Genomic DNA, 19,784 nt, shown 5'->3' on the forward strand with positions numbered 1-19,784 from the left:
TGGAGAAGATCATTTACCTCGACATCATGGACTACAACGAGCGTTATGCTAACCGCGTCACTACTGGTTTCGGTCAGCCGGGTGTCAAGGAAAAGCTGGTACAGATGTTCGAGGAGCGTTATCCCACGACTGCAACATCGGTGGAATAAAAAACCAGCGCCCCGCCTACGCTTGGGCTATGTTCGCCAAGGTGTCAGAACATTCAAACACTATGCGTTCACGCAACCACTTCTGGATATATCTACTACGTTACACAAACTTCTTGACACTACCCTCTTGTGCGAAGGGAGCAGAAAAAGTTGCATTTTTTGCAGGATTTGTCGCCTCATGAACTCGAGTGTCCCCGGGTAGGGGCCCGCGCTAATGCGGAGCTTGCACGCTGACGTGGAACGTCTCTTCATGCTCGTTAGTCTAGGGTGCTGTTTCGTTTTGCCTGGGTTAACGCAAGCCAGAGAGCTTATTTAGCTCGAAACGATCGATTTTGACATTCTAACGCAAGTGAGCAGCCTTACTTCGGCATTTTGAGTTACCCGATTCAGCGTTTCTGTCCAAATAGCGCTACTCAGTTTCGTTACATTTAAAAAAAGTACGATTCAAGTAAAATAGCGTTTTTCACGAGCGTTAGAGATCTCGGATGCTTCGACGGGAGCGCGGGAAGGAACAGACCAGGAAGGAGCAGCAGTAAAAAGAACACGGCTTGGGCGGCTTACGCGGGCACCATCAGAAGATGAAAATGGGCAGTGCACTAAGCGCTATTTTCAAGATAGACGCCCATGCCGCTGGCGCAGCACCATCAGATGATGAAAATGTGCCGCCCGCCCTGGGGGCTCTTTTCAAGATAGACGCCCATGCCGCTGGCGCAGCACCATCAGATGGTGAAAATGTGTCGCACGCCCCCCGGGCTATTTTCAAGATAGACGCCTATGACGGGCGATTCCTTCGTCATCGGCCGCCCCCTGCGGTGCTGAAAATTTGCTGGCATCAACAGCATGAACAGCAAATTTTTCAAGAGAGTCTGGGAAAACGCCATCGTTCAAAGTAAAATTAAATGGAAGATATGCGGCAACAATGGAACATACCACGGATTGGGAGGAGAAATGGCATGAACATTCAGCTTAACGGCAAAATTGCGCTGGTCACCGGTTCGAGCGGAGGCATCGGCAGAGCCATTGCCGTCGCGCTGGCGGCAAGCGGGGCGAAGGTGGGCGTCAACTGTCTGCGCAATGTGCGTCAAGGCGAAGAAACGGTGGCGGCCATTCGGGCAGCAGGGGGAGAGGCGGTGCTCGTCCAGGCCGATGTCTCCGACGTCGGGCAGATCGAGCGCCTTGTAACGGAGGTGGAGAACGCTTTCGGCGGCACCATCGACATCCTCGTCAACAATGCGGGTTCGATGCTCGAGCGCCGCAAAAATGCGGAGATGACGGTCGACTTGTACGAGCGCGTTATGGATGTGAACTTGAAGAGCACCGTTTTTATGTGCAAGCGGGTGCTTCCGGGCATGAAGGCGAAGGGCTACGGCCGCATCGTCAACATGTCCTCGGTTGCTGCGCACCACGGCGGGGGACCAGGCTCCAGCCTGTACGCGGCCAGCAAGGCGGCGGTATGGGCTTATTCCAAGGGGCTGGCGAAGGAAGTGGCCGCCGACGGCATCACCGTCAATGTCGTCTCCCCGGGGTTCATCGGCGACACGATGTTTCATGCCACGTTCACGACGGACGAGGCGCGCCGGGCGACCGTCAGCACCATTCCGTTGAAACGGGAAGGGAAGCCGGAGGACGTGGCCGGCGCCGTGCTGTATCTGGTGTCGGATCTGGCCGCCTATTTGACCGGCGAATCGATCGAGATTAACGGCGGCATGCTGATGCGTTAAACAAGGCTGAAGGTCTGCGGACGTGGCCGGGGCGGTCATGGAATCGTCCGCAGGCTGTCCTTGCCGCCATTCGATCTCATGTGCAGGCTGATGTGCGGGGCGGCGAAAAGACTAGCGGAACTGGCCGAAATTTCCCCTTGCATTCTTACAGCGTTTTATGTTATATTAAAGATCCGTTCGTGAGACGGGAGCCGGTTCTCTATGCCGGCCGTCTTCGAGCATTGAGCGGTTGTGGTGGAATGGCAGACACGCCATCTTGAGGGGGTGGTGGGCTTACGCCCGTGGAGGTTCGAGTCCTCTCAACCGCATCAGCCACCTTGCGGTCGTGGCGGAATTGGCAGACGCGCTAGATTCAGGTTCTAGTGGTGTAACAGCCGTGGAGGTTCGAGTCCTCTCGACCGCATCAGCTTAACGATGAACAAGCTCCTGAATTCGTCTTTACGACGCTTCAGGAGCTTTTTTGCATCCGCGTCAAGGAACTAGTCGAACTTGTTCAATGCCTCAATCAACCTCCTTAAATTATTCAATAGGCCGTTTTTTTCCTCCGGCGTCCATTCGGCCAATGCTTCGCGCATGATGCGCTGGCGGGTAACGTTAATCATCGAGATGATTTTCTCCCCGTCATCGGTCAATTCGGACAAACGAATGCGGGAATCTTCGCTGGATGGATAAGTACGAACCAACCCGGCTGCTTCCAGCTTGTCAATTTGCCGGCTGACGCTCGAGTAATTTTTCCCCATCAGCGCGGCCAAATCACCGACGCTAGTCGGTTGGAGATGCCCGATGCCGACAAACACGCGAAAGGCTGCTCCTTCCAGATTGATCCCGGCCTGGGCGATCATTTTCTTATCGCGATCTGGTCGATTGATGATGGCAACGATATCAATCAGCGCTTTGAATATTTCATTTTCCATCATGTTCATGTTCATTGAATGGCCCGCGAAGCCGGCGGCATGTCTTGGCCTCGTACGGCGACGAGCTGCTCGGCTTTGTTGACGGACGCGTCAACGCGGTTTTCCGGACCGTTATCGATAATGGGAATCTTTCCGTTCATGGCGGCAACCCTCCGTTCGTTTTTTGCTGCTGGCCTGCACCCGGAAGATGACAAAAACACTCGTCAGCACAAAAGCGAGCCAGATCAGCTCTCGGTAGTTCCCGGAAAAGACCAGATCATATACTGTTTCGACACTCATGCTGGGATTCTCCTTCTTGCCTGATCGCAAGGCGTCTGCGGCAATAACCGGTCGCCAATCCGAGCGCTGCCGCAATGCAGGGGACGAATTCCATCCCCGGGGGCAGCTTGGCCGCGGCCTCCGCCCATTCCGTGCGGGTATAATAGCCGATTCCGAAAAAGCAGAGTGTCCACGCGATCGCGCCGCTGTACGAGATTGCGGCAAACTTCCGGAAAGGAATTCGCCCGGCGCCGGCCATCAGCGGGACGAGATAACGGACGATGGGAATGAAGTAGCCGACGAACAAGGCGATGTCTCCGCAGCTTTGCAACAGCCGTTCCGCCGCAGCGATATACCGCGAATAAATGCGGTGCTTGCGCAGCTTTTCGACCAGCGGTTCGCCAAGGCAGGCGCCGAGCCAAAATGCGGCGGTTGCGGCCGTGATCATCCCCGCGGCGACGCACAAATAGACGATCCGCGGATCGAGCCTCCCGTTGCCGGAAATCCACCCGCTTGTCGTTACGATCACTTCGCACGGCAGCGGCAAGCCGAACGGCCCGAGGCTTAGCGCTGCATAAAAGATAAAATACCCGTACTGGTCGGACAAATGGATTAAAAAATCGTTGACCAAGCGATCCTCTCCTTCCTTGCCGGGAGCTTTTGCTGCTCGTCACCTTCGGTATTGGAGTGTTGCCGGCCCATTCGGTTGTATCCTTACAACCGGCCGCGGCGTCAACGGCGCACGCCATGCAGCCTCGATATTTTCCAGGGCAAACTCTGTTGTAGCAATGCGGATCTTCCCCGCGGCCGCTAGTTCAAAAATGCTCTTGACCGCCAATAACATATCGGATTTTGAGACGCTCTTATCGCCGCTGCCCAGCAGCTCGATGGTTGACGAGCGAAGAATAGATGACGGCAGCGCAATGTTTTCTTCTCCCGCTGCAGTTCCGATACTGACAAAGCGAACGGTGTTTTGTGCGCGGCTCTTGGCGATCGCTGACATGATGGCGACGGCGCTGTCGCCCCAAAGATAATCCAACACGACATCAACGCCTTCGGCAATTGTTGGCTCGAGGGCGGCTTCAAACCTTTTGGCGCCGTTGTTGGCTGTCAGATCAAAGGCAATGGCCTCGTCAGCTTCAAGGGCTTGCAGCTTGAATAGGTCGCGGCCTGTGACAATGATCTTCCCCGCTCCCAAATGTCTGGCGATTTGAACGGCCAGACTGCCCGATGCCCCGGTGGCGCCATGAATTAAAACCGTTTGACCGGATTGGAAGCGAGCCCGAAATAGTAACGCGGCCCAGGACGACATTGCCGGGTTGGCGATCGCGGCTGCCGTGACATCATCGATGCCGTCCGGCAAGCGAACGATCCACTTTTCGTTCACGATGGTTTGCTCGGCCAAACTGCCATATGGCGCAGTGGGCAGGGCGAAGTAGACGCGGGTTCCATCCTCCAGAGCACCGACACCGTCTATGCCGGCGATGATGGGAAAGCTTGCTTCCGATGAGTAATGCAGCCCCATGGAGCGGAACTTGCTAACCCGGCTTAAGGCTGCTGCCGAAACGTAAATCAAAACTTGTCTGCCTGTGGCGACTGGTGAATCGAATTGACCGAATACGGGGATTGCCCCCATTTCCTTGACGATGGCTGCCTGCATGGTCTTTAACCTTCCTCCACTCTATTTATGTGCATTTTGCACATAAATAAACGTATCATAATTATGTGCAAAATGCACGTTTTTTTGTGAAAAAAGCGATCTGGCCCAATTTGTCTCGGATACCGTGTTCTCCTTCTTGACTTCAATTCGGGTTATAGGTATAATGACGAAGGAGTTTCCGCTTCCGGCGGACAACCTGTCAGCCGCGGAGGCCGGGTCCTCTCGATTGCATTCGTTTATGCGCGGAAGTGGCTCAGGGGTAGAGCATCGCCTTGCCAAGGCGAGGGTCGCGGGTTCGAATCCCGTCTTCCGCTTTCTCATTCGTTGGATATTTCGATTTGCATGCAATATGATGTGCCCTTAGCTCAGCCGGATAGAGCGTTTGACTACGAATCAAAAGGTCGGGAGTTCGAATCTCTCAGGGCACGCCACTGTCGAGACGTGGCTCAGCTTGGTAGAGCGCTTGGTTCGGGACCAAGAGGTCGCAGGTTCAAATCCTGTCGTCTCGACCATTCTCCCATAACAACCATTCGATATTCGGATATCGATTCAGAAGTCCTGCGGACGCGCTCCGGCAGGGCTTTTTTGCGTTCGATCTAACGCATACAGGCTGGCCGTCAACAGAGCTTGCGGCAAAGCCGATGCCCGAAGCGGCGTCCATGCCGGTCAAGCGCCTGACAGAGCCGCCGGGTCGTCTTCAAATACAGGGCCTTGTCGCCGATATATAAAGTAACCTGAAAGCTTGACGCCTGCTCGCCAGATTTGGCGCATTCTTGCCTATTTGCGTGGAGTGAACACAGGTGTCCAATATTCGACAAGAGGAAGGTTTGAGCGAGGAACGATGAAACGATGGAACAAGGTGCTCGTAACCGCTGCCCTGATGTCAGGGGCATTCGCCGCCGGCGTCTACGCCGAGGATGTGCTGCAACGGGTCGATGCGTATTTGCGCCCTGATTTCAGGGTTATGCTCAATGGCGAGCAGGTGCTGCTCAGCAGTCCGCCGCTCATCTACAACGACAACAGCTATTTGCCGCTCAAGGAGCTTGGCAGCTTGCTGGGGGCCAACATACTATGGAGAGGCGATTCGAAGACGATTTTCATCAACAGCCGCATCTACCCCGAGCAGCAGACGCCGGAGGAGGATGGCGAATACGAAGAGATCGAGCTGAAGACGCCGAGCTTCATCAAGGTCAGCTATCTGGGAGCGGAATACCCGCTGCTGATGACGTACGACAAGAAGACCAACGGCAGCGCCGTCTATTACCGGCTGTCCGACGTGCGCCGCATGGGCATCGACACGGACGGGCTCAACAAAGTGAAGGAGAAATATACCCAGTATTTGTTCGTTAACGAGCAGGAACTGCGCTCGCGCTGGAATACGCCTCCGGTGCGGGTGAACGTCAAGGACAGGTATTATGTCGGCGGCGAGATCAATCCGAAAAAAATCGAAAAGATTCAGGAGCACATCCAGATGCTGCTGAACTACAAGGTAAATGACCTGACGTTCACGACGAGGCCGATCATGATCGACAAAATCAGCGACAACGAATACGACTTCCTGTTCCAGGAGCGGGTGTATACCACCAAGGCCGGAACGGTGGAGTCCTACTATTTGGCCCGTCTGAAGACGAAGCAGGACGACATTACCGGCTTGTACACGGTGGAACTGTTCGACAAGAAGAACTTGCAGACGGAATGGCAGAAGCGGCTGGAGGAGAAGGAGAAGGAGCGGGAAGCTGCCGATTCCTGAACCGGCAACCGCCTGCAACCACCGGCAACCTCCCGGCGACCTCCCGGCGACCGCAAGTCGCCGCTTCTCCTTGACGGCAGGCGAATCAATGGCGCGATCCGTTCGCGATTCCGTTGGTTCGCCTGTTCTGCTTCGCTGCCGAGCGCCCCGTCAAAGGGGAGAGCCGCTCCGCCGGATGCGTAAGCAGCGAAGCATTCCTGATGCTCAGGGAGCTGAACCATGCGCTAAGGCGAAAGCGGTAGCGGAATGCAGCGTCCTTTAAACGCAAGCGCTTACTCGGTTTTGACAGCCGCCCGGCCGTTTCTCGCCCTCCTTTGTTTTCCGCGCATCCGCGCCGCGGCGCACGTCTTCCCCAAGCCCGCAAAAAATAGGTTCAAAATTGCTTAAAAAAAGTCAATAACCAAGTTGCTAAATCATAAGAATCATAATAAGATAAAACTAAGAAACAGAATGTTCAGAAAATTCGATCAATCCATTTTGCCGGTGCAAGCATGCTGCCGGGTATTTTCGAGGGAGGGATTGCCGTGAGCAAGAGTCATGAAGTGGAATACTGCAACCTGGAATTACGGTTTGACCGTCGGCAAATCCGTAACTTCATCAAGACGCTGATTCAGGAAGGCTATTCGCTCTATTGGAACGAAAGCGACCAGCAGTTCATCGTCTCGATCAGAACCGGACGCAAGCTGGTGAAGCTGAAGTTTCAGCGCATCGGGGAGAGGTACAAGATCGTGGGGAATTATTCGTTCAAGGACGAGAAGCTGGCGGAGCTGATGGAGAAGATGATCGGCGATACGCGCGGCCATGCCGTCGTCAAACGGTTTAAAGACAGGCAGATCTTGATTGAAAATATCATGTTCGGGGAAATCATCCGCATGGTCGAAATTTCGGGTGTGGAGCATAAGGTTTTGTTTCAAAAGGAGCCCGTGGTCACCATGGAAGAAATGATGCAGGCATTCAAGTCGAGACGGCCGGACGATCGCATTCCGGTGCTGAGGATGGAGCTCGATTACGAGCTGGCGACGCTTCATGAGGCCATTCAGAGCGGAGACCGCGAGGCGGCGGAAAAAAGCAAGGAAAGGCTGAGGGAGCTCAGGTATGAAATGCTGCTGCTGGAAATGTAATATGGCGAATCCGTGAACGGTCTGTGCGTCAAGGGGCACAGGCCGTTTTTTGCCGTTCACTCAGCAGGCGGCCCGCCGGCCCTTAGCAGCACAAAAAAAGTTGAAATTCCGCAGGCGCTGTGCAAAAATAGTACATTGTTAACGTGTGCACCCTATGATATGATGAAACAGAGGTGGTCGGATGAGCGTGACGATCAAGGACATCGCGAAGCTGGCGGGCGTATCTCATACGACCGTTTCCAGAGCGCTTAACGACAGTCCGCTAATCAATCCGGAGACGAAAGAACGCATACAACGGATTGCCAGCAGCTTGAACTACACGCCCAATTTCAGCGCCAGAAGCCTTGTGCTTGATCGATCTTACAATCTGGGGCTGTTTTTTTCAACCCTGCATTCCGGCACGACTGCGGGATTTTTGTATGAAGCGGTCAAGGGCGTCAACGATGTCATCAAGGATCGGTACAACTTGATTGTGCGCGGCATTGACGATTACAAGGACTTTCATAATATTAACCGCAAGAGCTTCGACGGCTTGATCGTGATGAGCCAGAGCGCCAGCGATCAGCCGTTCATCGAATATGCCACCGAGAAGGAGATCCCGCTGATCGTTCTGAATCGGCAGGTCGACGGCGTGCAGGTGATGAACCTCGTGCCCGACGACAAGAGCGGAGCCTACCGGGTCGTCGAATACTTGATCCGGCAAGGCCACCGGCGCATCGCCATCCTCGAAGGGAAGCCGGGATTCAAGTCGACGCAGGCGCGCCGGGAAGGCTACGACGAGGCGCTGCGGGACTACGGGGTGCAAATTCCCGGCGGTTACAGCGTCCCGGGCGAATACGACCTGGAGAGCGGCTATGCGGGCATGAACCGGCTGCTCGAGCACCCGGTGCGGCCGACAGCCGTGTTCTGCAGCAACGACGACATGGCGCTCGGCGCCGTCAAGGCGATTACGCAGCGGCGGCTTAAGGTGCCGGAGGATATTTCCGTCGTCGGCTTCGACGATCTCCTGTTCTCCGGCTTCATGACGCCCGCGCTGACGACGGTGCGCCGCCCGATCGAGGCGATGAGCCGCGAGGGGGCGATCCGGCTGCTGGCTTTTATCGAGAAGAAGCAGGTCGAGAAAGATACGGTTTACTTCCATACGGAGCTCGTCATTCGGGAATCCGTAACTACGATACAGGAGGCCAACGATCAATGAGCGTTTTGAGAGAATTGCTGAAGGACATTCCGATTCCGAAGATGGTGCGGATCCGCCAGAAGTTCGACGCCAGCAAGCTGGACAATCCGGCCGAGGTGCTGGCGGAAGAGCTGCGCAAGCCGGGAGCGATCGACCAGATCAAGCCGGGGCAGCAGGTCGCTGTGGCCGTCGGCAGCCGAGGCGTGGCCAATATCGCGCTGTTTACGAAGACGGTGATCGACGCGATCAAAGCGGCCGGCGCCGTTCCGTTCATCGTGCCCTGCATGGGCAGCCATGGCGGAGCGACGGCCGCAGGCCAGCGCGAGGTGCTGCATCATCTGGGCGTCACGGAGGAGGCTATGGGCGCCGAGATCCGTTCCTCGATGGAAGTCGTTCAGATCGATCAGCTGCCGAACGGGCTGCCGGTCTATGTGGACAAGATCGCTTCGCAGGCCGACGCCATCGTCGTCATCAACCGGGTCAAGCCGCATACGGCATTCCGGGGGCCGATCGAGAGCGGCATCATGAAGATGATTGCCATCGGCCTCGGCAAGCAGAAGGGCGCGGAAGCGTGCCATCAGCTCGGCTTCAAATATATGGCGGAGAACGTGCCGGCAATGGCCCGCATTATGCTGGAGAAGCTGCCGATCGTCTTCGGCGTTGCGCTCGTGGAGAACGCCTATGACGAGACGTGCATGGTCGAGGTGCTGCCGGCCGCGCAGATCGAAGAGCGGGAGAAGCAGCTGCTGGAGATCGCCAAGTCCCGGCTTCCCAAAATTTTGTTCGATCAGATCGACGTGCTCGTCATCGACTATATCGGCAAAAACATCAGCGGCGACGGCATGGACCCGAACGTCACCGGCCGGTATCCGACGCCTTATGCGCACGGCGGGCCGGATGTGTCGAAGATGGTCGTGCTCGATTTGACGCCGGAGACGAAAGGCAACGCCAACGGCGTCGGCACGGCCGACTTCACGACCCAGCGGCTGGTCGACAAGACGGATTTGGCGGCGACGTACGCCAACGGCCTGACCTCGACCGTCTGCGCGCCGACCAAGATCGCGACGACGCTGGAGAACGATCTGTACGCCATCAAGGCCGCTGTCAAAACGTGCAACATTCTCGACTATACGACTTGCCGTCTCGTCCGCATCCAGGATACGCTGCACCTCGGCGAAATCGAAATTTCCGTCAATTTGCTGGGGGAGGCCCGCAAGCATCCGGATATCGACATATTGACCGAGCCTTACGAATGGCAATTCAACAGCGAAGGGAATTTGATCTAGATGAGCTTGTCCGTATCCAAGCCGTACATCATTGCCGCCGATATCGGCACAACCAGCGCCAAAACGCTGGTCATCGACGTAAGGGAAGGCCGGGTGCTGGCCTCCCATTCGATCGAGTATCCGCTTCATACGCCGCGCCCGGATATGGCGGAGCAGGACCCTGACGAGATTTTCCGGGCGGTGCTTGAAGCGATTCGGCTGGTCAGGGAGAAGGCGGCCGTAGGGGCGGAGCAGGTGCTCTGCGTCTCGTTCAGCTCCGCAATGCACAGCGTTATCGCGATCGATAAGGAGCTGAACCCGCTCACGCGCTGCATCACCTGGGCCGACAACCGCGGCGTGCAGTATGTCCGCGTCCTGAAGGAGGAGCTGGACGGGCTGTCGATCTACCGGAATACGGGAACGCCGATTCATCCGATGTCTCCGCTGCTGAAGTTGATGTGGTTCCGCGATCATCGCCCCGAGCTGTTCGAGCAGGCGTACAAATTTATCGGCATCAAGGAGTACGTCTTCGCGAAGCTGTTCGGCCAGCTTATCATCGATTATTCGATCGCCAGCGCGACCGGGCTGTTCAACCTGCGCCGCCTCGACTGGGACGACAAGGCGTTGGAGGCTTGCGGCGTGCGCCGCGAGCAGCTCTCAGAGCCGGTGTCGACGATGCATATATGCCAAGGCATGAAGGCCGAATATGCCGCTGCGGCCGGGCTTGACGCGGGTACGCCGTTCGTCGTCGGCGCCTCCGACGGCGTCCTGGCCAATCTCGGCGTCGGCGCGTTCGAGCCGGGCATCTACGCGGTGACGATCGGCACGAGCGGCGCCGTGCGCGGAGTCGTGCGCGAGCCGGTGACCGATCCGCAGGGCAGGCTTTTCTGCTATGCGCTGAATGAACATTTCTGGGTCGTCGGCGGCGCGATCAACAACGGCGGCATTATGCTGCGCTGGGTGCGCGATCAGCTCGCGACGCAGGAGGCGGAGGAAGGGCGGCGCCGCGGCATGGACCCGTACGACTATTTGACGCAGCTGGCCGAAGGCGTATCGCCGGGCGCGAACGGGCTCATCTTCCTGCCGCTGCTGACCGGCGAGCGGGCGCCGTATTGGAACGCGAACGCGCGCGGCGTATTTTTCGGCCTGTCGCTGTTCCACGAGAAGAAGCACATGATCCGTTCGGTTATGGAAGGGGTCATGTACCGCATTCACTCCGTCGTCACGGCGCTGGAGGAGGCGACCGGACCGACCAAAGAAATTCGCGCATCCGGCGGATTCGCCCGCTCCGGCTTCTGGCTGCAGATGATGGCTGACGTGCTCGGCGCCAAGGTCGCGGTGCCCAACTCGATCGAAAGCTCGGGACTCGGCGCTGCCCAGCTCGCCATGCTGGCGATGGGCGAGATCAACGATTTCTCCAGCGTGCACGGCTGGATGCAGGTGCAGCAGACGCTGCGCCCGAACGCGGCGAACCATGAGACATACGCAAGGCTGACAAGCATTTATCAGCGTGTCTACCACCAGCTGAAGGACGAGTTCGACCAGATCGCGGCGTTTCAGCAGGAGCACGCCAATTAACGGGAGGGGTACAAGATGGCAATGAATTTATTCGATCTTACCGGCAAGACGGCCGTCATTATCGGCGGCAACAGCACGCTTGGCGGCACGATGGCCGTGGCGCTCGGCGGACACGGGGCGGATGTGGCGATCGTCGGCCGCAATCAGGAGAAGTGCGAGGAAGTCGTGAAGCGGGTGGAGGAAGCCGGCGGCAAAGCGAAAAGCTTCAGCGCCGACGCGACCAAGGCGGAAGATTTGCAGCGCGTGCTCGGCGAGGTGCTGGCCTGGACAGGCCGCTGCGACGTGCTGATGAACTGCCCCGGCAAAAACAGCGCGACGCCGTTCTTCGAAATCACGATGGAAGAATGGGATTCCATCATGGAGGTCAACCTGAAGAGCGTCGTTTTGGCCTGCCAAATTTTCGGCAAATATATGGTGGACAAAGGAGAGGGCGGCAGCATCATCAACATTTCGTCCGTTTCGTCCGATCCGCCGCTGTCCCGCGTCTTTACGTATTCGGCCTCCAAAGCGGCGGTCAACAACGTGACCAAATATTTGGCCAGAGAGTTCGCTCCGGCCCGGGTGCGCGTCAACGCCATCATTCCCGGATTTTTCCCGGCCGAGCAAAACCGCAAAATATTGTCCCCGGATCGGGTCGAAGCGATCATGCGGCATACCCCGATGAACCGCTTCGGCGAAGCGGAGGAGCTGCAGGGCGCGGCCGTGTATCTCGCCTCCGAGAAAGCGTCCGGCTTCGTGACAGGCACGCTGCTGCGCGTGGACGGTGGATTTGGAGCGATTACCATTTAAGCGGGATGATCGTTACGCTTGCAGCCGCTCTTGAAAATGCGGACAAATTCCATTACCATTCAGTAAGGAAGTAGTTTTGTTTTCAAGGCGGTTGCAATTCAATAAATACAGGGGAAGGAAGAGAAACGAATGTCCAAACAACAAATCGGCGTCATCGGGTTGGCCGTCATGGGGAAGAACCTGGCGCTCAATATTGAGAGCAGAGGCTTCACCGTATCCGTGTACAACCGTTCCCGCGAGAAGACCGATGCTCTGCTCGAAGAAGCGAAGGGCAAAAATCTCGTAGGTACATATACCATCGAGGAGTTCGTGGCTTCGCTTGAAAAGCCGCGCAAAATTTTGATCATGGTGCAGGCGGGCAAAGCGACCGATGCGACCATCGAATCGCTTATTCCGCATCTGGAGCAAGGCGATATCATCATCGACGGCGGCAACGCGTATTTCCCGGATACCCAGCGCCGCAACAAGGAGCTGGAGGCGCACGGCATCCGCTTCATCGGCACGGGCGTTTCCGGCGGGGAGGAAGGCGCGCTCAAGGGGCCGGCGATCATGCCGGGCGGCCAGAAGGACGCCTATGCGCTTGTCGAGCCGATCTTGACGGCGATCTCCGCGAAGGTCGGCGGCGATCCTTGCTGCACCTACATCGGTCCGGACGGCGCAGGCCACTACGTGAAGATGGTGCACAACGGCATCGAGTACGGGGATATGCAGCTGATCTGCGAAGCGTATCAACTGCTTAAGGACGTGCTCGGCCTGAGCACCCAGGAACTGCACGAGATTTTCTCGGAATGGAACAAAGGCGAGCTGGACAGCTATCTGATCGAGATTACCGCCGACATTTTCACAAAGAACGATCCGGAGACGGGCAAGCCGATGGTCGACGTCATTCTCGACTCCGCCGGCCAGAAGGGAACGGGCAAGTGGACAAGCCAAAGCGCCCTCGACCTTGGCGTGCCGCTCTCGATCATTACGGAATCGGTATTCTCCCGCTTCATCTCGGCGATGAAGCAAGAGCGCGTCGCCGCCAGCAAAGTGCTGAGCGGGCCGCAGCAGAAGCCGTTCGACGGCGACCGCGCCCAATTCATCGAAGCGGTGCGCCAGGCGCTGTATGCCAGCAAAATCTGCTCCTATGCGCAGGGCTTCGCGCAAATGCGGGCTGCCTCGGAGGAATACGGCTGGAATCTCGACTACGGCAGCATCGCCATGATTTTCCGCGGCGGCTGCATCATCCGCGCCCGCTTCCTGCAAAATATCAAGGATGCGTACGACCGCAATCCGGAGCTGAAAAACCTGCTGCTGGACGAGTATTTCAAAGGCGTCGTAGAGAAGTACCAGGAGGCGTGGAGAACGGTCGTGGCGACAGCCGTAACGCGCGGCATCGCCGTGCCGGCATTCGCTTCCGCTCTCGCCTACTACGACAGCTACCGCACCGAGCGTCTGCCGGCTAACCTGCTGCAAGCGCAGCGCGACTACTTCGGAGCGCATACGTTCCAGCGTGTGGATAAGGAAGGCACCTTCCACTTTAACTGGATGGATAATTAATAAGAGCCGGGAGGGGAGAAGCGGCGGCTTGGCGGCTCAGGGTGAAGGCCGTAGGACGCTTCATAGACCCAGCTTTTGAGCCGGTCGGCTTCCGAGTCGAATCCGTTCCTTCGCTGAATCAGCATCAACGCGATTTCGGCAAAATAACGAAAGTTTTGAAGCAAGCGTGGCTGGGGCAGGTCCGTAATTTTCGGATCTTCCTCGGCCACCTTTTTTTTGATGTACTCAAGCATCCAGACGACTTCTTCCCGGCATAACGGATGGGCGGGATCGAGAATCTTGGCGAGCTTGATCTCGGTCAGATTCAATTGGGGCTCCTGTGGATTCGGCATAGCGGAATGCATTGAGCGCTCACTCCTTGACCACAAAATGGATTCAAATGACCTGAGTACTTCACAGCTTGGCACATTTTGCTAGCGTTTATTCACAACAGTTCATCATATGTTTCGAAACCGCATCCTATTCACCGAAGCAAGTGCTGTGATATGATAGGATAGATTTAGCTCGCGGCCGGCGGATACGCATCGGAAGCGGCATTAGGATCAATAAGCTGAGGTGCGCCATGACTAACAAAAACAATATCGTATTGGTCGGCTTGATGGGGACGGGCAAATCCACCGTCGGCCAGGCATTGGCCGAACGGCTCGGCTGGACGTTCGTCGATACGGACGCGCTGATCGAGCAGGAACGGGGAATGGCGATTCGCGAAATATTCGCCCGTTACGGCGAAGCCGCCTTTCGGCAGGCCGAGACGGAGACGATCGAACGCATCATGGAAGGCGAGCGGCAAGTCGTCGCGACCGGCGGCGGCGCCGTGCTCGCCGCAGCCAACCGCCAGGCGATGACCCGCACGGGCTATGTCGTCAGGCTGGCGGCGTCGGCGGAGACGATTATCGAGAGAGTGCGGCACGACAGGAACCGCCCGCTGCTCAGCGGCGATCTGGAGCAGCGTGTCCGGGCGATCATGGAGGAGCGGCGTCACGCATACGATTTCGCGGATGCAGCCGTCGACACGACAGGTCTGGACGTTGCCGACATTGTCGGCCTGATCGTGAGCCAGTGGGAAGCGGGAGCGGTCCAGCGATGACGCTTAATCGCCTTCGCCAAAGCGAGGCGGGGCGGGGCGAACGGTCTCGCTTGCTACAGCTGCTCCCAGGCGAGCATGCCGCCGGTCATATTGACGATCCGGGTATAGCCCTGCGAAGCCAAATACTCGTAAGCGCGTCCGCTGCGGTTGCCGCTGCGGCATATGAGGACCGTCTCCCGGTCCTTCGGGATTTCCGCCATTCTGACCGGCAGCTCCTGCAGCGGAATGTTTACCGCTCCGGCCACCATGCCGGCGGCGGTTTCCTCGGGCTCGCGGACGTCGACGATGGTCAGCGCCTCGCCTTGCTCCAGTCTTTGCTTGAGCTCCTCCGGGAGGATCGTGTTCATTAGGCTGGCCTCCTTAGGTTGGGCACGTTTTTGCTATTCATCTTAATGAAGCGCGCTGCGTCTGTCAAACATTTTAGCAGCATCGCGCCGGCTCAAAAAAGAGGGTTTGCCTTGCCCCATGTCGAAGGTATTGTCCGGTAAGTGCGCGATGAGGCGGCCTACCGCGGTTTTGACGGGGAATTTGCCGATGTCACAGTAAGGGAGTCGATCATACATGAAAGCCATAGTCAAGCCGACACAACGATTGGAAGGCACGATCAACGCGCTTTCCTCCAAAAATTATACGACACGTTACATGCTGATCGGAGCGCTGGCCGAAGGGACAAGCACGATCTATTATCCCGCGCGCAGCGAAGACAGCGATGCGATGCGCCGCTGCATCAAAGACTTGGGGGCAATCCTTGAGGAAGACGACGAGAAGATGGTCATCCGCGGTTTCGGCCGCAATCCGGCGCCCGTGCGCGAGCTGAACGTCGGCAATGCCGGAGCGGTGCTGCGTTTTCTCATGTCCGTGGCCGCGTTTTGCCCGGAGGTGACCTTCATTAACGCCTATCCCGATTCGCTCGGCAAACGGCCGCACGAGGACCTGATCGACGCGCTCGGGCAAATGGGCGTGCAGGTCGAGCACAACGGCGGCAAGCTGCCGATTACGATTCGCGGCGGACGGCCGAAGGGCGGCCGCATCACCGTATCGGGCAGCGTCAGCTCGCAGTATTTGAGCTCGCTGCTGTTCATGACTCCTCTGCTGGACGAGGACAGCGAAATTACGGTGCTCAGCGACCTGAAATCGAAGGTCGTCGTCGGCCAGACGCTGGAAGTGATCGAGCAGGCGGGCGTAAGGATCGAGGCTTCCCCCGACCTGATGCATTACCGAATTCCTGGCAGGCAAAAATATGCCTCGCAGGAGTATATCGTGCAAGGCGATTACCCGGGCTCGGCGGCGATTCTGGCGGCGGCCTCCGTCATCGATTCGGACGTGAAGGTGCTGCGTCTCGCCGAGAAGAGCCGGCAGGGCGAGCGCGCCGTCGTTGATGTGCTGCGGGCGATGGGCGTTCCGCTGAGCCACGACAACGATATCGTGCACATCCGCGGCAACGGCCGGCTGACTGCGGGAGAATTCGACGGTGACCACTTTACGGACGGCGTATTGGCCATGGTTGCGGCTTCCGTCTTCGCCGAGGGCACCTCGCGTTTTTACAATGTCGAGAATCTTCGCTACAAAGAATGCGACCGGATTACCGATTTTGTGACGGAGCTGCGCAAGGCGGGTGCCGACGTGGAGGAAAGGCAGAGCGAGATCATTGTCCACGGGCGTCCTGACGGGGTGGCCGGCGGCGTCGAAATCAACGCCCATTACGATCACCGGGTTATCATGGCGCTGACTGTCGTCGGCATGCGCTCGGCCCAAGGACTGACGATCAACGATGCGCATCACGTGGCCAAATCGTATCCGCAATATTTCGATCATCTGCTTTCGCTCGGCGCCAATATCGAAATCGTCTCATCTTGACGCCGGACGGCTGTCGCTTACAACAACGATGCCTCGCGAAAGGGGGGGATAGGCTGTGTCGGTAATTTGGAAAGGACTGCAGGTGACGTTCGGGCTTTTCCTGATTGCGGGTCTTGCTTTCGCCAGCTCGGTGTTCGGCGTGCTGCTGTATGCCAAAATAACGGGGAACGCCTGGTTTGAAGAGCCTGTCGCCCAAGCGGCAGCGGCGGTCGCGGATGCGAACGCGGCCGATTCGGCGGCAAGCGGCCAGCAAGCGGCCGAGCAAGCTTCCGAGCCGGAGCCGCCGAAGTCGGTTCTGATTGAAGCGCCGATCGTCAGGCAGCGTCCCGAGCTTCCGGCAGGCTGCGAGGTCACAAGTCTGACGATGCTGCTGCAGTTCTCCGGCATCAGCAAAACGAAGCTGGAATTGGCCGACGAAATGAAGAAGGACCCTACGCCGATCCGCTACAATAAGGATGGCTCCATCGCGTATTGGGGGAACCCGAACACCGGTTTTGTCGGCGACGTCACGCGCAAATCGATCGGCTTCGGCATCTATCATACGGCTCTGTTCGAGCTGCTTGAGCAGTATATCCCGGCGGCCGTCGACCTGACCCGCAAGCCGTTCGAGGACATTGAGGAGCACCTTCGGAAGGGCGTTCCGGTCGTCGTCTGGACGACGATCGATTTCCAAGTCCCGAGCAAATGGGTGACGTGGGATACTCCGGTCGGTCCGATCCGAACCACCTTCAAGGAGCATGCCGTGCTGCTGGTCGGCTACGACGAACAGCACGTATATGTGAACGACCCGTATTCCGGCAAAGCGAACTACAAGCTGAACAAAGAGCAGTTTGTGCAAACGTGGGAAGCGATGGGGCGGCAGGCCATTACATACTTGCCCGCCTCCTGAAGCGCCCGTACCGGATTCGACCAAGGCTGTATAGCATCTCAATCGCCGAAAGGAGCTGAAGAGCGCATGGCGTTCGAAAATCCGTCCAGAGAACGTATCAAGGAGCTGCTGCAAGGAGCAGGCAATATCGCCGTCGTCGGCTTGTCGGACAAGCCTGACCGCACCTCGCATATGGTTGCGGAGGCAATGCAGAAGAAGGGGTACCGGATTATTCCCGTCAACCCGAACGTATCCGGAACGATATTGGGCGAAACATGCTACGCCTCGCTTGCGGACATTCCTGAGCCGGTCGATATCGTCAACGTCTTTCGCAGAAGCGAACAGACGGTGCCTGTCGCCGAGGAAGCGGTAAACATCAAGGCGAAGGTGTTGTGGCTGCAGCAGGGCATTTATAACGAGGATGCGGCGCGAATCGCCGCCGAGGGGGGCCTTACGGTCATTATGGACCGCTGCATCAAGGTCGAGGACGCCATCCTCCTTCCGGGAGGAAGATAAGCCTTGCGCCAGCATGTTCGCGATAGCTTGAAAGTTTACTTGGTGATGGGCCTCGAGGGGCACGTCGGCTTGTCCGCATACGAAATTGCCGAGGCGGCGCTGGACGGGGGCGTGACAATGCTGCAGCTGCGCGAGAAGAACGCCCCCCTGCCGCAGGTGCTGGAGGAAGGACGCCGCCTGCGCGAATTATGCCGCCGCCGCGGCATTCCTTTTCTGGTGAACGACCGGGTCGACGTCGCCCTGCTGCTTGACGCCGACGGCGTTCATGTCGGTCAGGACGATATCCCGGGCTCCGACGCGCGGCGGCTGCTTGGGCCGGACAAGATCGTCGGCATCTCCGCAGGCACGACGGCAGAAGCCAACGCCGCATTGGCTGCCGAGCCCGATTATTTGGGCATAGGTCCGATATACGCTACATCGACCAAAGAGGATGCGGGCGCGCCGATCGGCACGGGCTTAATCCGCGAGGTGTCCGCCCTCCGTCCGGACATGCCGCTGGTCGGCATCGGCGGGATTACCGCATCCAACGCGGCGGCGGTGATCGCGGCGGGCGGGGCCGGCGTCGCCGTCGTCAGCGCGATTACGAAGCAGCCCGACCCCGCTGCCGCCGCCAAGGAATTGCTGGCGCGGGTGACCGCCGCGGAGCAGTCATAAGTGGTAGCGAAAATTCGCCGCCGGACAAAGTTATAAAAAAAATCCTCCTTGAAGACAATAAGAAAGGCTTCTGGCAGAGACCGGACATACGTGCCGGCACCGGAAGACTTACAATATGTTAACAGGGAGGATTTCCATGTACAGCCAAGGTTTTCAGCAAAACAATGTTCAAAACCAAGCTTCCCAGTACCGCGGTATCGAGAACAAGTACCAACCGGTAGGCTTTGTTCAATCGCAGTACAACGCAGGGGCAAGCAACCAATTCGCTGGCCAGTCGTTCGGAGCTTCCCAGCCGTACGCTTCGTTCCAAAACCAACAATCCTATCATACGGCGAATTACCGCGGCAACCAGCCGGGCCACGACGCGTATCTGCGCGCCGATTCGATGCAGCCGGCGCAAAGCCAGTTCGGCTCCGCAGCGACGAGCCAATACGGCAGCGCGAATCAAGCCCAGCAGTTCGCCCAAAGCCAACCGTTCGCTGCCACCCAGCCATTCGGCCAGCAGGCAAGCCCGCAGTCGTACCATTTGGCGAACTACCGCGGCAATCAGCAGGGCCACGATGCGTATCTGCGCGCCGATTCGATGCAGCCGGCGCAAAGCCAGTTCGGCTCCGCAGCGGCGAGCCAATACGGCAGCGCGAATCAAGCCCAGCAGTTCGGCCAAAGCCAGCCGTACGCTGCTAGCCAGCCATTCGGCCAGCAGGCAAGCCCGCAGTCGTACCATTTGGCGAACTACCGCGGCAACCAGCAGGGCCACGATGCGTATTTGCGCGCTGATTCGATGCAGCCGGCGCAAAGCCAGTACGGCTTGAACAACCGTTTTTCGTTTTAATGATCTATGCGAATGAGCGGGTCCTGGGGGCCCGCTTTTTCTTTGC

Annotated in this window: 21 protein-coding genes, 5 tRNA genes and 1 pseudogene; 21 read left to right on the forward strand and 6 right to left on the reverse strand. The window is 57.8% G+C overall.

Annotated elements, in window-relative coordinates:
• The 5 genes and pseudogenes from F591_RS33510 to F591_RS0105425 all read left to right on the forward strand — a co-directional run.
• Positions 1 to 149 (forward strand): annotated as a pseudogene (locus tag F591_RS33510) (IS256 family transposase); the annotation flags it as partial.
• 578 nt (positions 150 to 727) lie between these two features.
• Positions 728 to 1,042, forward strand: a complete 315-nt coding sequence (locus F591_RS0105410; RefSeq protein WP_156829466.1) for a hypothetical protein — start codon at positions 728 to 730, stop codon at positions 1,040 to 1,042.
• A 60-nt stretch (positions 1,043 to 1,102) separates the two neighbouring features.
• Positions 1,103 to 1,870, forward strand: a complete 768-nt coding sequence (locus F591_RS0105415) for an SDR family NAD(P)-dependent oxidoreductase (protein ID WP_019533573.1) — start codon at positions 1,103 to 1,105, stop codon at positions 1,868 to 1,870.
• Positions 1,871 to 2,095: 225 nt separating this feature from the next.
• Positions 2,096 to 2,178 (forward strand) — tRNA-Leu (locus tag F591_RS0105420).
• Between the two features lie 11 nt (positions 2,179 to 2,189).
• Positions 2,190 to 2,273: transfer RNA gene (locus F591_RS0105425), tRNA-Leu, on the forward strand.
• 76 nt (positions 2,274 to 2,349) lie between these two features.
• Here the strand turns inward: F591_RS0105425 and F591_RS0105430 are convergent.
• From F591_RS0105430 to F591_RS0105445, 4 genes are all read right to left on the reverse strand, one after another.
• Positions 2,350 to 2,799 carry a MarR family winged helix-turn-helix transcriptional regulator gene (locus F591_RS0105430; RefSeq protein ID WP_019533574.1) on the reverse strand — a complete coding sequence of 150 codons (450 nt, stop codon included), beginning with the start codon at positions 2,797 to 2,799 and terminating at the stop codon, positions 2,350 to 2,352.
• Positions 2,796 to 2,924 (reverse strand): hypothetical protein, encoded by a 129-nt coding sequence (locus F591_RS33220; RefSeq protein WP_019533575.1) that lies wholly within the window; start codon positions 2,922 to 2,924, stop codon positions 2,796 to 2,798. The genes F591_RS0105430 and F591_RS33220 overlap by 4 nt, the downstream gene beginning before the upstream one ends.
• Positions 2,925 to 3,040: 116 nt before the next feature.
• The gene (locus tag F591_RS27455; RefSeq protein ID WP_019533576.1) at positions 3,041 to 3,673 is read right to left on the reverse strand and encodes a DedA family protein; all 633 of its coding nucleotides are present in this window, start codon (positions 3,671 to 3,673) and stop codon (positions 3,041 to 3,043) included.
• Positions 3,674 to 3,712: 39 nt separating this feature from the next.
• Positions 3,713 to 4,702: a quinone oxidoreductase family protein gene (locus F591_RS0105445; protein WP_019533577.1), complete on the reverse strand. Its 990-nt coding sequence runs from the start codon at positions 4,700 to 4,702 to the stop codon at positions 3,713 to 3,715.
• 242 nt (positions 4,703 to 4,944) lie between these two features.
• Here F591_RS0105445 and F591_RS0105450 point away from each other — a divergent pair.
• The 10 genes from F591_RS0105450 to gndA all read left to right on the forward strand — a co-directional run bounded on the left by F591_RS0105450 (position 4,945) and on the right by gndA (position 13,924).
• Positions 4,945 to 5,016, forward strand: a tRNA-Gly gene (locus tag F591_RS0105450).
• 40 nt (positions 5,017 to 5,056) lie between these two features.
• Positions 5,057 to 5,133, forward strand: a tRNA-Arg gene (locus tag F591_RS0105455).
• Between the two features lie 4 nt (positions 5,134 to 5,137).
• Positions 5,138 to 5,214 (forward strand) — tRNA-Pro (locus tag F591_RS0105460).
• A gap of 329 nt (positions 5,215 to 5,543) precedes the next feature.
• On the forward strand, positions 5,544 to 6,452 hold the full coding sequence (locus F591_RS27460) for a stalk domain-containing protein (RefSeq protein WP_051109111.1): 909 nt from the start codon (positions 5,544 to 5,546) through the stop codon (positions 6,450 to 6,452).
• Positions 6,453 to 6,976: 524 nt separating this feature from the next.
• A complete protein-coding gene (locus tag F591_RS0105470; RefSeq protein WP_019533579.1) occupies positions 6,977 to 7,573 on the forward strand; it encodes a hypothetical protein in 597 nt (198 codons plus the stop codon).
• A gap of 181 nt (positions 7,574 to 7,754) precedes the next feature.
• Positions 7,755 to 8,771 carry a LacI family DNA-binding transcriptional regulator gene (locus F591_RS0105475; RefSeq protein WP_019533580.1) on the forward strand — a complete coding sequence of 339 codons (1,017 nt, stop codon included), beginning with the start codon at positions 7,755 to 7,757 and terminating at the stop codon, positions 8,769 to 8,771.
• Complete coding sequence (locus tag F591_RS0105480; protein WP_019533581.1) at positions 8,768 to 10,036, forward strand: nickel pincer cofactor-dependent isomerase, group 22; 1,269 nt, start codon at positions 8,768 to 8,770, stop codon at positions 10,034 to 10,036. Before F591_RS0105475 ends, F591_RS0105480 begins: the two co-directional genes overlap by 4 nt.
• Positions 10,037 to 11,593 carry a gluconokinase gene (locus F591_RS0105485; RefSeq protein ID WP_019533582.1) on the forward strand — a complete coding sequence of 519 codons (1,557 nt, stop codon included), beginning with the start codon at positions 10,037 to 10,039 and terminating at the stop codon, positions 11,591 to 11,593. It abuts the gene before it with no gap.
• 21 nt (positions 11,594 to 11,614) lie between these two features.
• Positions 11,615 to 12,382: an SDR family oxidoreductase gene (locus F591_RS0105490; protein ID WP_019533583.1), complete on the forward strand. Its 768-nt coding sequence runs from the start codon at positions 11,615 to 11,617 to the stop codon at positions 12,380 to 12,382.
• Between the two features lie 129 nt (positions 12,383 to 12,511).
• The gene (gene gndA, locus F591_RS0105495; protein WP_019533584.1) at positions 12,512 to 13,924 is read left to right on the forward strand and encodes an NADP-dependent phosphogluconate dehydrogenase; all 1,413 of its coding nucleotides are present in this window, start codon (positions 12,512 to 12,514) and stop codon (positions 13,922 to 13,924) included.
• On the opposite strand, the gene F591_RS0105500 is transcribed toward gndA, so the two are convergent.
• A complete protein-coding gene (locus tag F591_RS0105500) occupies positions 13,921 to 14,268 on the reverse strand; it encodes a hypothetical protein (protein ID WP_019533585.1) in 348 nt (115 codons plus the stop codon). The genes gndA and F591_RS0105500 overlap by 4 nt on opposite strands.
• A 218-nt stretch (positions 14,269 to 14,486) precedes the next feature.
• On the opposite strand from F591_RS0105500, the gene F591_RS0105505 reads away from it, so the two are divergent.
• Positions 14,487 to 15,011: a shikimate kinase gene (locus tag F591_RS0105505; protein ID WP_019533586.1), complete on the forward strand. Its 525-nt coding sequence runs from the start codon at positions 14,487 to 14,489 to the stop codon at positions 15,009 to 15,011.
• A 53-nt stretch (positions 15,012 to 15,064) separates the two neighbouring features.
• Here F591_RS0105505 and F591_RS0105510 read toward each other — a convergent pair whose 3' ends face one another.
• Entirely contained in the window at positions 15,065 to 15,358 is a 294-nt protein-coding gene (locus F591_RS0105510) for a rhodanese-like domain-containing protein (RefSeq protein WP_019533587.1), read from the reverse strand.
• Between the two features lie 214 nt (positions 15,359 to 15,572).
• On the opposite strand from F591_RS0105510, the gene aroA reads away from it, so the two are divergent.
• From aroA to F591_RS0105535, 5 genes are all read left to right on the forward strand, one after another.
• Positions 15,573 to 16,868, forward strand: coding sequence for a 3-phosphoshikimate 1-carboxyvinyltransferase (aroA, locus tag F591_RS0105515; protein WP_019533588.1), 1,296 nt, complete (start codon positions 15,573 to 15,575; stop codon positions 16,866 to 16,868).
• Between the two features lie 55 nt (positions 16,869 to 16,923).
• Positions 16,924 to 17,757 (forward strand): C39 family peptidase, encoded by an 834-nt coding sequence (locus F591_RS0105520; protein ID WP_019533589.1) that lies wholly within the window; start codon positions 16,924 to 16,926, stop codon positions 17,755 to 17,757.
• Between the two features lie 66 nt (positions 17,758 to 17,823).
• Positions 17,824 to 18,252, forward strand: a complete 429-nt coding sequence (locus F591_RS0105525; protein ID WP_019533590.1) for a CoA-binding protein — start codon at positions 17,824 to 17,826, stop codon at positions 18,250 to 18,252.
• A 3-nt stretch (positions 18,253 to 18,255) separates the two neighbouring features.
• A complete protein-coding gene (thiE, locus tag F591_RS0105530) occupies positions 18,256 to 18,906 on the forward strand; it encodes a thiamine phosphate synthase (RefSeq protein WP_019533591.1) in 651 nt (216 codons plus the stop codon).
• A 136-nt stretch (positions 18,907 to 19,042) separates the two neighbouring features.
• Positions 19,043 to 19,738 (forward strand): hypothetical protein, encoded by a 696-nt coding sequence (locus F591_RS0105535; protein ID WP_019533592.1) that lies wholly within the window; start codon positions 19,043 to 19,045, stop codon positions 19,736 to 19,738.
• Positions 19,739 to 19,784: the final 46 nt, after the last annotated feature.

Origin of the sequence: Paenibacillus ginsengihumi DSM 21568 (assembly GCF_000380965.1) — a bacterium.
In the GTDB taxonomy this organism is placed as follows: Bacteria; Bacillota; Bacilli; order Paenibacillales; family NBRC-103111; genus Paenibacillus_G; species Paenibacillus_G ginsengihumi.

Bases quoted from the DNA above. Each gene is read 5' to 3' on its own strand.
- F591_RS0105410 (WP_156829466.1), top strand. From the start codon at position 728: ATGAAAATGGGCAGTGCACTAAGCGCTATTTTCAAGATAGACGCCCAT.
- F591_RS0105415 (WP_019533573.1), top strand. From the start codon at position 1,103: ATGAACATTCAGCTTAACGGCAAAATTGCGCTGGTCACCGGTTCGAGC.
- F591_RS0105430 (WP_019533574.1), bottom strand. From the start codon at position 2,799: ATGAACATGAACATGATGGAAAATGAAATATTCAAAGCGCTGATTGAT.
- F591_RS33220 (WP_019533575.1), bottom strand. From the start codon at position 2,924: ATGAACGGAAAGATTCCCATTATCGATAACGGTCCGGAAAACCGCGTT.
- F591_RS0105445 (WP_019533577.1), bottom strand. From the start codon at position 4,702: ATGCAGGCAGCCATCGTCAAGGAAATGGGGGCAATCCCCGTATTCGGT.
- F591_RS27460 (WP_051109111.1), top strand. From the start codon at position 5,544: ATGAAACGATGGAACAAGGTGCTCGTAACCGCTGCCCTGATGTCAGGG.
- F591_RS0105475 (WP_019533580.1), top strand. From the start codon at position 7,755: ATGAGCGTGACGATCAAGGACATCGCGAAGCTGGCGGGCGTATCTCAT.
- F591_RS0105480 (WP_019533581.1), top strand. From the start codon at position 8,768: ATGAGCGTTTTGAGAGAATTGCTGAAGGACATTCCGATTCCGAAGATG.
- F591_RS0105485 (WP_019533582.1), top strand. From the start codon at position 10,037: ATGAGCTTGTCCGTATCCAAGCCGTACATCATTGCCGCCGATATCGGC.
- F591_RS0105490 (WP_019533583.1), top strand. From the start codon at position 11,615: ATGAATTTATTCGATCTTACCGGCAAGACGGCCGTCATTATCGGCGGC.
- gndA (WP_019533584.1), top strand. From the start codon at position 12,512: ATGTCCAAACAACAAATCGGCGTCATCGGGTTGGCCGTCATGGGGAAG.
- F591_RS0105500 (WP_019533585.1), bottom strand. From the start codon at position 14,268: ATGCATTCCGCTATGCCGAATCCACAGGAGCCCCAATTGAATCTGACC.
- F591_RS0105505 (WP_019533586.1), top strand. From the start codon at position 14,487: ATGACTAACAAAAACAATATCGTATTGGTCGGCTTGATGGGGACGGGC.
- F591_RS0105510 (WP_019533587.1), bottom strand. From the start codon at position 15,358: ATGAACACGATCCTCCCGGAGGAGCTCAAGCAAAGACTGGAGCAAGGC.
- aroA (WP_019533588.1), top strand. From the start codon at position 15,573: ATGAAAGCCATAGTCAAGCCGACACAACGATTGGAAGGCACGATCAAC.
- F591_RS0105525 (WP_019533590.1), top strand. From the start codon at position 17,824: ATGGCGTTCGAAAATCCGTCCAGAGAACGTATCAAGGAGCTGCTGCAA.
- F591_RS0105535 (WP_019533592.1), top strand. From the start codon at position 19,043: ATGTACAGCCAAGGTTTTCAGCAAAACAATGTTCAAAACCAAGCTTCC.